This window comes from Natronolimnohabitans sp. A-GB9 (genome assembly GCF_030848565.1).
Taxonomy (GTDB): Archaea; Halobacteriota; Halobacteria; order Halobacteriales; family Natrialbaceae; genus Natronolimnohabitans.
Genome location: NZ_JAVDDV010000002.1, coordinates 174,109 through 186,863, shown reverse-complemented (window position 1 = coordinate 186,863; position 12,755 = coordinate 174,109). Strand labels below are relative to the sequence as shown.

Here is a 12,755-nt window from a genome sequence, read left to right as displayed (position 1 = left end):
CGCGGGGGGCGAGCCCCACCAGGGTTGGGATCGGCGAATGGTAATCAGTGACGACAGGAGACCGGGCAATGCCACCGACCCCACGACCTGCCTGTGGCAGTGCCAGCGCACCGGGATAGGCGACCGTCACACCGGTTGGCAGCGGGTGGCACCGTGTCAGTAGTACACATTCAGTGTGCCTATCCGAACAGGTATATGGATACAGTTTGTAGGATCATAACAACAGAATGGTCCCCCAAGAGCTGCCGCCGGTTTTCGAGGAGGGGAGTCGATGAGCGTCCCGAATCGCGTCGCCGACGTCGTTGCCGGACGGTCACGGATCGTCATCGTTGTACTCCTGTTGACGACGGCGCTTGTCGGTGCCGGGATGCCGATGGTCGACGACGACTCGTCGCTCGATCAGTTCGAAAGCGAGTCGCCGGAAGCCGAGGCACTCGAGGACGTCGACGATCGCTTCGTCGTCGAGGAGGACGAAAACACCACAACAGTCCAACTGATAGCCAGGGGCGATAACGTCCTCACACAGGAGTCGCTTGTCGGTTCACTCGAGTTCCAACAGGAAATCAACGCGAACGAGTCGGTAACCGACACGCTCGTCGAGGACGATCCGATAACGGGCGTCGAGAACATCGTCGCGATCACCGCGATCACCGAAGCGGAGGTCGACGAGATCGAAGCCGAGGCCGAGGAGCTCGAGGAAGAACAGGCCGAACTCGAGGCCGAGGCCGAGGAACTCGAGGAACGCGGTGAGGCTATCGAGGCCGATGCCGAGGAACTCGAGGAAGAACGGGCCGAACTCGAGGCAGAGCAGGCCGAACTCGAGGAACGAACCGCAGTGCTCGAGGAAGCGCTGAACGAAACGATGGCGTTGCAAGGCGAGTACCTCGAGGCCGAGGCTGCCGGCGACGAGCAAGGTCAGGCAGCGATCGAAGCGGAGATTCAGGAGGTACAAACCGAAGCGATCGACGATGCCGATCTCGATCAAGAACAGGCAGAGACCTTCTCTCTGGCGACTGAATCGATTCGAACGCTGGTCGAGTTAGAGGCCGCTTACGAGCAGGTTCCCGAGATCACCGACGATCCGGAGAGCCAGGTGATCCTCACCGAGGCGCTAACTGAAACCCGGCAGCTCGAAGCAGAAGGTGCAAACGACCAGGCCTTCCAGGATCTCTGGCTGGTGGCTGGTGACGACGCCGGTCTGGAAGGCCCACAACAGGACGCCTTCGAAGCCACCGCCGAAGACGTGCGGGACCTCCAGTCCGACCTCGAGCAGATCGAGTCCATCGAGCTCGAGGCGGCCTTCGAGGAGGCCTTCGAACTCGGTACGATGGGCGTCTTTGCCGACGAGTTCGAAGCGCTCGAGCAACGAGGTGAAGAGCTCGAGGCTGCGGGCGGGGACCTCGAGCAACGAGGTGACGAACTCGAAGAAGACCAGGCCGAACTCGAGGATGCGTCCGAAGCGCTCGAGCAACGAGGCGAGGACCTCGAGGAACGGCAAAACGAACTCGAAGACCTCGATCCGACCCTCGAGGAGCAGATCGCGGCGCTCGAAGAGTTAGACGACGAGGAGTTCGAAGACGTCTTGGTGGACACGCTCTCGGAGGACGAGAACGGCGAAGCGGCCGCGCTCGGCTTCATGCCGACTGACTACGATCCCGGTTCGACCGATGCCGACGCGCGGATGACGATGCTCACTCAGCAGACGGACGCTGGCGACATGATGGGTGGTGAGACCGATCCGGCTCTCGACAGCCAGCTCGACCTCCGCGAGCTCGCGAGCGAGGACGATCAGGAGTATCTGATCTTCGGTGCCGGCATCATCACCGACGAGATCGATCGCTCGATGGGAGACAGCCTCGGGATCGTCGGCCCGCTCGCCCTGCTGTTCGTCGTCATCGCCCTGTCGGTCGCCTACCGCGATCCACTCGATATCGCGCTTGGCATCCTCGGGATCGTCGGCGTCTTAGTCTGGACGTTCGGCTTCATGGGCTGGGCCGGAATCGCGTTCAACCAGATGATGATCGCAGTGCCCGTGTTACTGATCGGGCTCTCGATCGACTACGCGATTCACGTCTTCATGCGCCACCGGGAGCAACGCGAGACTGACGATGTCACCGGTACCGTTCGCGGCTCGATGGCGGTCGCACTGGCCGGCGTCGGCGTCGCGCTCGTCTGGGTGACGGCGACGACCGCCATCGGCTTCCTCGCGAACCTCGTCAGCCCCATTGGGCCCATCCAGGAGTTCGGGATCGTCAGCGCCGTCGGGATCGTCGCCGCCCTCGTCATCTTTGGCGGACTAATCCCCGCGCTCAAAGTCGAACTCGACTCGCTGCTCGAGTCCTACGGGTGGAGCCGTCGCAAGCGTGCGTTTGGCACCGGCGAGGGACGCTTTACCAGTGTCCTCACGATCGGCTCGACTGCGGCCCGACGGATCCCGCTCGTGGTCATCGTCGCTGCGCTTCTGTTGACCGCCGGCGGCGTCTACGGCGCGAGCCAGGTCGACACCAGTTTCGAGGAGGAGGACTTCCTCGCCGAGAGTCCGCCCGCGTGGACGGAACACCTCCCAGGCGGGATGTCCCCCGGTGAGTATCAGGCTGCCGACGACCTCGAGTTCGTCAACGAGAACTTCCAGCGAGAGGACACCCAGACACAGATACTGGTAGAGGGTGATATTACAGACGACGACACCTTACAAGAGCTCTCGGCGGCCCAAGAGGAGGCCGCCGAGGGTGACGTCGTCTACACCCTCCCGAACGGCGAGGCCGACGTCCAGGGACCGCTATCGGTGATGGAAACAACCGCCGCAGAGAACGAGTCGTTCAACGAGACCTATCAGGAGACGCTGAACGACGACGACGTTCCGGATCAGAACCTCGAGACGCTGTACGACGAACTGTTCGAGGTCAACGAAGCGGAAGCGAGCAGCGTCATCCATCGCACGGACGACGGCGAGTACGAGTCGGTCCTGCTGACCGTCGGCGTGCAAGGTGACGCTAGCTTCGACGAGGTGACCGACGAACTGCGCGAGATCGCCGGGACCCTCGACGCCAGTGGAACCGGTGACGAACGCAACGTAGACGCGGGTGAGGGCGAACTGAACGCGATCGCGACCGGCGATCCGATCGTCAACCACATCGTCGAACAGGACCTGCTCGAGACGGTGCTCCAGAGCCTGCTGGTCACGCTCGTAGCCGTCTTCACCTTCCTGACGGCGGCCTACTGGCTGACCGGCAACAGCGCGACTCTCGGGACGGTTACGCTGCTACCCGTCGCGTTCGCGGTCAGCTGGATCCTGGGGACGATGTATCTGCTCGGTATGCCGTTTAACGTGTTGACGGGGATGATCACGAGTCTCACCATCGGACTCGGGGTCGCCTACAGTATCCACGTCAGCGCCCGCTACACCCTCGAACTCGAGCGCCAGGGTAACGCCTGGTCAGCGATGTACACGACCGTGACCGGAACCGGCGGTGCGCTGCTTGGCAGCGCTGCGACGACCGTCGGCGGCTTCGGGACGCTCGCGTTCGCGATCTTCCCGGCGCTCCAGCAGTTCGGGATCATCACCGGGCTGACGATCACGTACTCGTTTATCGCGAGCGTGATCGTCCTGCCGACGCTGTTGATCCTCTGGACGCGGTACTTCGGCCCCGACGTCTCCTTTGCCAGCCCGGGGGCGTCCGTCGGAGCGCCGACCGCCAGCGACGGTGGTATCGAGACCGAAACCGACACCGACGACGATGAAAGAGAGTCACGAGGAGGCGACACGCCGTGACCGACGACGAAAGCGAGGCCGTCGACGCGTTCGAGCGACTCGGGCTCACCAGCTACGAGGCCAAGGTATTCATTGCCCTACACCAGCTCGGTTCCGGCACCGCACGTGACGTCGCCAACGTGACAGACGTCCCTCGCTCGCAGGTCTACAGCGTCGCCGAGAGCCTAGAGGAACGCGGGCTCCTCGAGGTGCAGCAGTCGAGTCCGATCCGCTATCGGCCGGTCAGCATCGACGAGGCCCAGGAGACGCTCCGGAACCGATTCGAACGCGAGCAGGAGCGAGCGTTCGACTACGTCGACACCGTCAAACAGGAGTCGTCGTCGGAAGAAACTCAGGAAGACATCTGGACGGTCAGGGGCCGCGAGCGGATCGATAACCGCGTCGTCGACCTGCTCTCGCGGGCCGACGAACGGATCGTCTTCGGGACGCGACTGCCGGAGCTCGTCACGGAAGCCACCGTAGAGGCGCTCGAAACACGAGCTACAGCTGGCGTGTCGGCCACCGTGATCAGCCGGAGCGAGGCGGTTCGAGAGCGATTCGAGACCGTCGACGGCGTCGCGGTCGAGGCGCCGCCGTCTTATCGGACCAGCGACGACCGTTCGGGTCGGATCGTCGTCGTCGACGACGACAGCATCCTGTTGAGCGTCGTCGACGACGACGGGAGCGAGACGGCGATCTGGAGCTCCGGTTCGCTGTTTGCCTCCGTCCTGATCCAGTTGATCGAGGCCAGCGACCAGCTATAACGCGATTTCGATCCGTGTCGCCTTCGATCAGCGCAGGCGAGTCGTCTGGCGGTTGCAAGCAGTCATCGGATATCGGGTGGCCTTCGTAGGGCGCGTATGGTCGACCATCGCGACGTGTACAAAGGGCGATCGTGGCTGCTGTCGATTCGAAACACGCCACTCGAGCCGATCGTCAGGTGGTGTCTTCGACGGCCATCGCCGTACCGAGCCATGATCGTTCCGACGGTGATCTCGCTCGTCTCGACGGGCGTTTGCTACTGGCTCCTTCGATTCGCCGCGACCGACGTGATCCCGCCCGCGGTCGGAATCGGATTGACGCTGCTGGTCTTCTGGCCGCTGGCACTGCTGACCGCGCTCGGTGCCGATATCATCCAGAAGGAGTACAAACTCCGGAAGCGACTCGAAGACCGACCCCGATAGCTCGAGCGTGGAACCCGTCTCGATCACTCGAGTCGGTACCGTAACAGCGCCGCGATGCCACCGAGATTGGAGAGCTGCTGGCCGGGCGGGAACTCGCTCGAGAACACCGTCACGTCGCCGCCTTTCTGTTCTGTCGTGCGGACGATCTCGTTGACGTCGACGTCCCACTCGCCCTCGGGACCGCGTTCCTTCCGGAGGCGGTCGTCGAGGATCAGCAGTTCGTCGATCGCGCCGAACTCGGCGGCCTTCTGGACTTCCTCGGGACCGTAGGCCGCTTTCGCACCCTCGGCGATGCGGGCGGTGAGTTCGTCGATGTACTCGGCCTCGCTTTCGATGCGGGTCTCCTGTTGGACGTCGGCGACGGCACCGCGTTTGAGTACCTCGTGGACACCGCGGTCGCCGACGCTTGCGGTGTCGACCATGGTCACCTTCTCGGCGACTTCGGGCACCGCTTCCTCGAGGTGCTTGTAGGCGTCCTGTTTCGTAAAGCCAGGACCGGCGAGGATGACCGCGTCGGCGTCCTGGCGTTTTAAGACGTCGGCGAGTTCCGAGAAGAGCTCCGAGCGCTCGCGGGCGTACTCGCCCTTTCCGGTGGGGCCGGTGATCGTCGCTCGCTCTTCGGTACCGTACTGGGCGACCGTGTGGACGTGGGCCTGGCCCTCCTCGACGGTCGCGATGGCGACGTCCGGGTTCTCGGTCGCTTCTTCGGCCTCCTCGAGGCGGGCCTCCTGGTCCGGTTTGAACCGTTTCTCGATCGAGATCTCGTCGCGTTCCTCGACGTTCAGGGTGTGGTGAAAGCCCAGCTGGTCCTCGCGCGAGCAGGCGACGATCTCGCCTCCCACTCGAAGACGGTTGGCGAACTTGTGGAACTCGATGTCCTCGACGGCGATGGCGACCCACATGTGTTCGCGTTCGCCGCCCGTATCACGCATCTGGTCGTCGTTGCGCTGGATCCGCCGGGTCGTATCACCCGCGACGCGGTCGCCGGGCTCGAGGACGTACTGCAAATGCCAGAGGTCGTCGACGCTCTCGGGGACGACGGTCACCCGTTCGCGCCCGCCCTCGACCTGCTCCCGGTCTTTGATCTGCATGCGCGAGGTTTCGCGGGGTGTCGGTAAGTGGGCTGCGATCCCTCGAGCGAGGAGCGACTCGAACGAGTCCCGCGTGGTCGACGGATTCGCTCGGCGTTCGTATCGGCTCGCGCCACAGTCACGTTTGGTACAGTGTGGCATAGTTAGGGGCGCGTTGTATGCGCGCCCGAAGCCAAGCGGTATGTATGAAACTGGCACACGTTCAGCTCTTCGAGGACTTCGGCACGCGCTCGCTCACGATCCATGCGGTCATGGTCGTCGCCTTCGCCAACGCGATTCTGGCGGGGCTGTTCGTCGGGGGAGAGATTGGGCTCGTCTCCTTCGTCGCCTTGCTCAACTTCACCGCCGGGCTGTGGGTCGCCCACTCGATTCACTCGCTCGGCAACGCCTCCCGCGGCGACGAGTACAAGGGGATCATCAACGAGCTACTGGACACTGACACCGACGAATCCAATTCGGGATTCGACACTGGACGCTTCGGCCGCCTGCTCGCGCTCATCGCGGCCGTGACGGCGGTGTCGCTGTTGACCTCGGCACGGGTGCTGGGCGGCGAACTCCTGTCAGTCGCCGTCGTCGCCGTCGGAGCAATCGCGGTGATCACCGCGATTATCGGCTTCCTGATCGCCCTCGGCGCGTCTTACGACGCGAGCCAGCAGCGGTGGGTCGATCGGATCGCTCGGGAGACGGAGTCTGACGTCGGCGAGGTCGACGGCTAGCCGGGCGACCAGACCAGACGAAGTGTCGACGGAGTCAGCCGTGGGTGCTGGACGCCGCCACAAAGCCCGAGTGACGCGTCGGCGTCCGTCGGCTCAGCCGCCCTGGGCCGAGCCCGTCGTCTCGCTCGAGGACTGTGTCGAACTCGACGTGTCGGAGTCCGGGTCGCGGTCGGGGTCAGGGTCGCGTTCGGTTTCGACGGCGCTATCCCGCTCGGTTTCCGACTCGGATTCGGTCTCTGTCGCGGCATCCGTCGCCTCGCCGACGGCGCTCGCCTCGTCGTGGAACGCCGGCGTCTCGGTGCCGAACGCGAGGTAGAGCAGGACAACGATCGATCCGACGACTGCGACGATGACGATGGCTGCGATCGCGGTCGTCGGGTCGACCTGTAGCGGTCCGATCGTCGGCTCGAGCGACTCGATCGATCCGTCCATTGGAACCACCACCCGTGGGTACGACCCCCGCCCTAATCAGGATTGTTCCGAAACGAATCGGACGCCGATCTCGTCCCTGTCGGAAACAATAGCCGGTATCTCGGTCCGTTCGTCCGACGCCACATTGCCTCCACGTCGCTCCCTCTGTACTCGAGACGGTCCATAGCAACGAGAACGCGCCGTCATCACAGCGGTAAGCGTTGCCCGGGGCGACGAACGGAGTGTCGGGGGCGACGAACTGGGAGTATGCCGATCGCACTGCGAACGCTCGACGACGGCGCGTGGATCAGCGTCAACGACAGCCGTCAAGTGAGCGTAAGCGACGTCTGGACGCTCTCTCGCGGCGTCTTCTGTGACTGTGAACCGGCGTACGTACTGCTCGAGGGATTCTTCGACGCCGACGTCGACGGCCGGGTCGTGGTCACCGGCGCGGTCGGGCAGTGTCTCGAGTGTGGCACCCGCGACACGATCGAGCGGTTGCCCGTCGGTCGAATGGTCGACGGGGCGTTCTGCCCTTACGATCCCGAGTGCGTCCAGTGGGGGGTCGAACCCGACGGCGAGCGTTCGTGATACGACCGAATCGAAGTCGTCTACGAACCAGCGGTCCCCGCCGTCGGTGACGACCGATCGTCGAATCGTGCTGTCTAACAGTATGACCGATCTCGAACAGTGTCGTCTGGTAACATGGTCGGACAGTGGCAAAGGAGTCCGGGACCACCGAGAGGCGGGGGAAACTGACGAGAGGGGGAGAGGCTTATCCGTACCCTCCATAGGGCGGCGTAATGGGTACCGACGTCGAGCAGTGGAAGGACGAACTCTACGGGACGGATATCCGCGACGAGATCGAACGGTTTGCCGAGGAGGGCTGGGAGTCCATCCCCGACGACGAACAGGACGCCTGGTTCGAGCGCTTCAAGTGGTACGGGCTGTACCACCAGCGAGCCGGCCAGGAATCGTATTTCATGATGCGGATCGGTCCGCCAAGCGGTGTTCTCGAGCCCGGCCAGTTCCGGCGCATCGTCGAGATCGCTGACGAGTTCTCCCGTGGACCGGCCGAAAATCCCGAGTTCGGGAACGGCTGGATCGACGTGACGACTCGACAGGCGATTCAGCTCCACTGGATCCGCCTCGAGGACGTCCCGGAGATCTTCGAGCAGTTAGAGGACGTCGGGCTGTCGACGGTCCAGGCCTGTGGTGACTCCTGGAGGAACATCGTCGGCTGTCCGGTCGCCGGCAAGGACAAACACGAACACGTCGACGCAGAGACGCTCGCAAACGAACTCCACGATACGTTCAAGAAAAACGAGGCCCACTCCAACCTCCCGCGGAAGTGGAAGGTGTCGGTGACCGGCTGTGACGAGGGCTGTGGGCAGGGCGATATCAACGACCTGGCGTTCGAGCCCGCCGAGAAGGAAATCGATGGCGAGACCGTCACGGGCTACAACATCCGCGTCGGCGGCGGGCTCTCGCGCAACGAGCCCCGCCTCGCCCGCGACATCGACGTCTTCGCGACGCCCGACCAGGCCGTCGACGTCGCCGGCGGCATCTCCGCGCTGTTTCGCGACCACGGCGACCGCGAGGACCGCTACAACGCGCGCATCAAGTTCCTCGTCGACGAGTGGGGCCCCGAGAAGCTCCGCGAGACCCTCCAGGTGGAGTACGTCGACTTCGAACTCCACACTGCAGGCGACGACCTACGCGAGTCGTACTCGTACAACGCCGGCGAGGCCGACGGCAAACACGACCACGTCGGCGTCCACGAGCAGGTCGACGGTGACTACTACGTCGGCCTAAACGTCCTCGTCGGCCGGATCGGTGTCGACGACGCGTACGACCTGGCCGACGCGGCCGAGGAGTACGGCTCCGGCGAAGTCCGCCTGACCCAGCGCCAGAACATTATCTTCACGGACGTTCCCGAATCGAACCTCGAGGAACTGCGTTCCGAACCCGTCCTCGAGGAGTATAGCCCCGACCCACATCCCTTCCAGCGTGGCTCGATCGCCTGTACGGGGACCGAGTTCTGCTCGCTCTCGATCGTCGAGACGAAAAACCGCCAGGTCCGATTCGCCCGCTGGCTCAAAGAGAACGTCGAACTCCCGGCAGGCGTCGAGAACTTCCACATTCACCTCTCGGGCTGTACGGCCTCCTGTGCCCAGCCCCAGATCGCCGACGTCTCCCTGCGCGGGATGAAGACGCGCAAGGACGGCGAACCCGTCGAGGCGCTCGACATCGGCCTCGGCGGTGGCCTCGGCGAGGACCCGCAGTTCGCCTCCTGGGTCGCCGAGCGCGTCCCGGCCGACGAGGTGCCGGGTGCGATCGCGAACCTGCTCGAGAACTTCGCCGAGGGACGCGACAGCGAGCACCAGAGCTTCCGGGAGTTCGTCGCCGAACGCGACGACGAAGAGCTCGCCGACCTGATCGAACCCGAGGAGACGGAGTACGACGATCCGTACATGCACAACACGAAGCGCACGTGGTACCCCTACGCCGAAGACGACGACATGGACGCCAGTCCTGCGCCCGCTCGAGCCGACGGGACGCCGATCACGTCCGACGACTAATGGGTGGGGATTCACAGCGATGACCGACCGACTGATGAAGGTCACCGCGTACACGACGCTGGATCTCGTCGATGCCGTCGCGAAGGGCCAAGACTTCGAGAACGAGGCGTTCGCCGTCGCGAACGCGACCTCCGATCGGGAGGACCCAGACTGCGTCCAACTGCAGTTCGAACTCGACAACATGACCGAAGAACACCTCCCGGCCCACATGGAGGAACTCGAGTTGACGCCCGACCAGGCCCGGACGCTCGCGGCCGACCTCGAGCAACACGCAGACCGGGTCGAGGCGGCCGACGACGACTGAACTCGCACCGGGACCTCGGATCAGGAGAGTTCCGCGGTGACGTCGGTCGAGGAACCCATCCCGATGGGATCGTCCGTCTCGATGACCGGAAGGTAACCGATGCCGAGGCTCGTGCTGTTCGACAGTATCAGTCCGTAAGCTCCTCGAGTTTCCCCTTGGCCTTCTCGACGCCAGACTCGAAGGTCTCCTCGAGTTCTTCGACGGAGCGTTCGACGTAGCGGACCTGTTGGTGTGGCACCCGGCGGACGACGTCGTTGCCGTCGTCGTCGGTACCGTAGGCGAACAGCCAGTGATCCTGGAAGTAAGCGATGTGTTCGTTGTCGACGGTGACCCGTTCGATCTCTCCTGACGCCGTCTCGTAGACGATCGTCGCAGTGCCGAGTTCGCGGTCGGTGTCGGTCTGGGTCTCGGTGCCGCTGTCGATATCGACGTCTACCATAGACGGTGTATCCACCGTCGGCCGTGTAGGACTGTACCCGGCAGGTGCAGCCGTGACTCGAGTCGGATGAATCGGCGGCGAACGGATCGCGGTCAGTCCTCTGTGATCCGGCTGCCACCCGGCGGCATGAAGTGTTGGATGCGATCCGGACTGGCGATCTTGCGGACGAACGACTCGTCTTCGAAGCGCTCACGGAAGCGCCGATACAGTCGCTTGGCCGCGTCGGCCTGGGCGTAGCGCCCGGGCTCGAGTTCGATCGTCGTCTCGGCTTGGTCCTCGATGGCCGACGGCGGGCCGCCGATCACGCGGGTGTAGGGCTCACACTGGACGCCGACCGCGACGCCGACGGGCGTGTCGCGGTAGTAGGTGCGGTCACCCCGAATCGCGAAGCCGCCTTTCTCTAGGTACTCGCCGCTTTCGGGCGTCTTCGTCACCTGATCGGAGTCGACGGCGTAGACGTCGCCCGCGTACCGGCCGTCCTTCCAGACCGAGGAGTAGGAGACGGCGAACTGAGCGGCTTCCTCGATGCTCGAGTCGGGGAGTTCGATGTCCGCTGAGGACGCCTCGCTTGGATCGGTCGCTTTCAACACGGTGACGGGACCGCCGTGGGCCTGGGTGTGCAAGACTTTATCGCCCGGCTCGAGGTATTTCTTCACTAATTCCTCGTTTTGGTCGGCGTTTCGGCCGCCGATCACGAGGTAGCCGTCGCTGGTGTGGAACCAACGGAACCGATCGAACCAGGGTTCGTTCTCCCGGATCGGGACGGAGGGTTCGGCGAGCCAGTCGCGTTCCTCTTGTTCGTCTTCGTCTTCTTCGTCCTCGGCGGCGTCTTCCGCTTCCCATCGATCACGGCGCTGTTTGACCTCCTCGAGGTCCTCTCGAGTGTCCTCGATGGCGGCCAGTGCGCCCTCCTTTTTCTCCTCGACGCGTTTGGCCTCGGTGTAGAGGCGATCGGCGTTCTGTTCGACGCCTTGCTGGGCCACGAGATCGATCCGTTCGCCGTCGATTTCGACGGTCACGACGCCCTCGCTGCCGTCGATATCGACGACGGCTTCGGCGGCTTCGATACCCTGCTCGGCACCCTCTTCGAATCGCTGTTCGATCTCGTCCCACGGCCGATCCTGCTCTCGGGCCTCCCGGACCGTCGAGAGGATGTCGTCGACTAGCCCGTACTCGGCGTAGAGGGATTCGGCCTGCTCGCGAAGGGCTTCGGCCTCCTGTTCGAACCCCTCGATCGCGCCCTGCTGTTGTTCGATGATCCGCTCGTGTTTGGCGATCTCCTCCTCGAAGTCGGGTCGCTGCTCGGTCGGGTCAGGCTCTTCTTCCTCGTCGAGTTCCAGTCGATAGAAGTAGTCGTCCAGCGCCGCGAGGAACGAATCGTACGGCTCGGCGGCCAGTTCGGCGTGTTCCTCGAGCGGGAACGGCGTCGTGTCGACGACACGGCCGGCGCTTTCGTCGTCTTCCTCGTCCTCGTCGGCGATGTACAGCCGCGGGTCGAAGTTCCCGTTTCGGAGGTCGAGTGCGAGTCGCTCGATGGCCTCGTAGATCCGATCGTAGACGTCTTCGTCGGCATCGTCGATGTCCATCGCCTTCTCGACGCCGGCGCGAGTACAGATCTCCTCGGCATAGAGGCCGCCGAAGTTGAGCTGTGTCGCAAGCGTCCGGACGACGTCGGTATCGGACTGGTCCATCTCGTGGTCGAACGCCTCCCGGGAGACCGTAAGCGGGTTCGTCCGGCTGTCGGGGAACTCGTAGCGCGAGCCCGGGACGACGGTCCGGGATTTGAGCCTGACAGTCTCGAGACAGTCGATCACCTCGTACTCGCCGTCGGTGACGGCGACGTTGCCCTGGCCGAACAGTTCGACGATGATTCGGGTCGTGCCGTCATCGCGCTCGAAGACGAACTCGAGGATACGGTCGAACTCGTACTGGGATACGCCGGCGAAGTCCGCACCCGAGAGCCGGTTGCGAAGCATCATCGCGAACTGCGGCGGTCGGCCGGGCGCGTCGGGCACCCGTTCGGGAGCGACCGTGTGTGCACGTTTGATCTCGCCGACCTCGAGGACTAATTCGACGCGGCCCCGATCGAAGTCCCGCATCTTCAGCCGAACGAGATCGTCGCCGTAGAGATAGGCCTTGTCGACCTTCGCACCCTCGTAGGCACCGAGTTCCCCGACGAGGGCGGCGAGGTCGACGCTCGTGAGTTCCCGCTTTGGATCCATACCAGCAACTGCCCCGCCCGGTCAAAAAGGCGTGTCGCTCCGCTTCGACGCCGCC

At 64.0% G+C, this 12,755-nt stretch carries 11 protein-coding genes; 7 read left to right on the top strand and 4 right to left on the bottom strand.

Features of this window, described 5'->3' with window-relative positions; genetic code table 11:
* Positions 1-271 precede the first annotated feature (271 nt).
* The 3 genes from RBH26_RS03345 (at position 272) to RBH26_RS03335 (ending at position 4,935) form a co-directional block, all read left to right on the top strand.
* Positions 272-3,772, top strand: coding sequence for an MMPL family transporter (locus RBH26_RS03345; protein WP_306756540.1), 3,501 nt, complete (start codon positions 272-274; stop codon positions 3,770-3,772).
* Positions 3,769-4,515 carry a helix-turn-helix domain-containing protein gene (locus tag RBH26_RS03340; RefSeq protein ID WP_306756538.1) on the top strand — a complete coding sequence of 249 codons (747 nt, stop codon included), beginning with the start codon at positions 3,769-3,771 and terminating at the stop codon, positions 4,513-4,515. The genes RBH26_RS03345 and RBH26_RS03340 overlap by 4 nt, the downstream gene beginning before the upstream one ends.
* 96 nt (positions 4,516-4,611) lie before the next feature.
* Positions 4,612-4,935: a hypothetical protein gene (locus RBH26_RS03335; RefSeq protein ID WP_306756534.1), complete on the top strand. Its 324-nt coding sequence runs from the start codon at positions 4,612-4,614 to the stop codon at positions 4,933-4,935.
* Between the two features lie 23 nt (positions 4,936-4,958).
* On the opposite strand, the gene RBH26_RS03330 is transcribed toward RBH26_RS03335, so the two are convergent.
* The gene (locus tag RBH26_RS03330) at positions 4,959-6,026 is read right to left on the bottom strand and encodes an mRNA surveillance protein pelota (RefSeq protein WP_306756533.1); all 1,068 of its coding nucleotides are present in this window, start codon (positions 6,024-6,026) and stop codon (positions 4,959-4,961) included.
* A gap of 185 nt (positions 6,027-6,211) precedes the next feature.
* Here RBH26_RS03330 and RBH26_RS03325 point away from each other — a divergent pair, with 185 nt between their 5' ends.
* Positions 6,212-6,742 carry a hypothetical protein gene (locus tag RBH26_RS03325; RefSeq protein ID WP_306756532.1) on the top strand — a complete coding sequence of 177 codons (531 nt, stop codon included), beginning with the start codon at positions 6,212-6,214 and terminating at the stop codon, positions 6,740-6,742.
* 93 nt (positions 6,743-6,835) lie between these two features.
* Here RBH26_RS03325 and RBH26_RS03320 read toward each other — a convergent pair whose 3' ends face one another.
* On the bottom strand, positions 6,836-7,174 hold the full coding sequence (locus RBH26_RS03320) for a hypothetical protein (protein ID WP_306756531.1): 339 nt from the start codon (positions 7,172-7,174) through the stop codon (positions 6,836-6,838).
* Positions 7,175-7,420: 246 nt separating this feature from the next.
* Between RBH26_RS03320 and RBH26_RS03315 the strand changes: the two genes are divergently transcribed.
* The 3 genes from RBH26_RS03315 to RBH26_RS03305 all read left to right on the top strand — a co-directional run bounded on the left by RBH26_RS03315 (position 7,421) and on the right by RBH26_RS03305 (position 10,039).
* Complete coding sequence (locus RBH26_RS03315; RefSeq protein WP_306756529.1) at positions 7,421-7,744, top strand: hypothetical protein; 324 nt, start codon at positions 7,421-7,423, stop codon at positions 7,742-7,744.
* Between the two features lie 212 nt (positions 7,745-7,956).
* Complete coding sequence (locus RBH26_RS03310; RefSeq protein WP_306756528.1) at positions 7,957-9,735, top strand: ferredoxin--nitrite reductase; 1,779 nt, start codon at positions 7,957-7,959, stop codon at positions 9,733-9,735.
* Positions 9,736-9,754: 19 nt separating this feature from the next.
* Complete coding sequence (locus RBH26_RS03305; RefSeq protein ID WP_306756526.1) at positions 9,755-10,039, top strand: DUF6360 family protein; 285 nt, start codon at positions 9,755-9,757, stop codon at positions 10,037-10,039.
* Positions 10,040-10,166: 127 nt separating this feature from the next.
* Here the strand turns inward: RBH26_RS03305 and RBH26_RS03300 are convergent, their stop codons facing one another.
* Entirely contained in the window at positions 10,167-10,478 is a 312-nt protein-coding gene (locus RBH26_RS03300) for a hypothetical protein (RefSeq protein WP_306756525.1), read from the bottom strand.
* A 92-nt stretch (positions 10,479-10,570) separates the two neighbouring features.
* The gene (gene rqcH, locus RBH26_RS03295; protein WP_306756524.1) at positions 10,571-12,700 is read right to left on the bottom strand and encodes a ribosome rescue protein RqcH; all 2,130 of its coding nucleotides are present in this window, start codon (positions 12,698-12,700) and stop codon (positions 10,571-10,573) included.
* Between the last annotated feature and the right edge of the window lie 55 nt (positions 12,701-12,755).

Coding starts and splice junctions, on each gene's coding strand:
- RBH26_RS03300 (WP_306756525.1), bottom strand. CDS start 10,478: ATGGTAGACGTCGATATCGACAGCGGCACCGAGACCCAGACCGACACC.
- RBH26_RS03345 (WP_306756540.1), top strand. CDS start 272: ATGAGCGTCCCGAATCGCGTCGCCGACGTCGTTGCCGGACGGTCACGG.
- RBH26_RS03305 (WP_306756526.1), top strand. CDS start 9,755: ATGACCGACCGACTGATGAAGGTCACCGCGTACACGACGCTGGATCTC.
- RBH26_RS03330 (WP_306756533.1), bottom strand. CDS start 6,026: ATGCAGATCAAAGACCGGGAGCAGGTCGAGGGCGGGCGCGAACGGGTG.
- RBH26_RS03320 (WP_306756531.1), bottom strand. CDS start 7,174: ATGGACGGATCGATCGAGTCGCTCGAGCCGACGATCGGACCGCTACAG.
- RBH26_RS03335 (WP_306756534.1), top strand. CDS start 4,612: ATGGTCGACCATCGCGACGTGTACAAAGGGCGATCGTGGCTGCTGTCG.
- RBH26_RS03310 (WP_306756528.1), top strand. CDS start 7,957: ATGGGTACCGACGTCGAGCAGTGGAAGGACGAACTCTACGGGACGGAT.
- rqcH (WP_306756524.1), bottom strand. CDS start 12,700: ATGGATCCAAAGCGGGAACTCACGAGCGTCGACCTCGCCGCCCTCGTC.
- RBH26_RS03325 (WP_306756532.1), top strand. CDS start 6,212: ATGAAACTGGCACACGTTCAGCTCTTCGAGGACTTCGGCACGCGCTCG.
- RBH26_RS03315 (WP_306756529.1), top strand. CDS start 7,421: ATGCCGATCGCACTGCGAACGCTCGACGACGGCGCGTGGATCAGCGTC.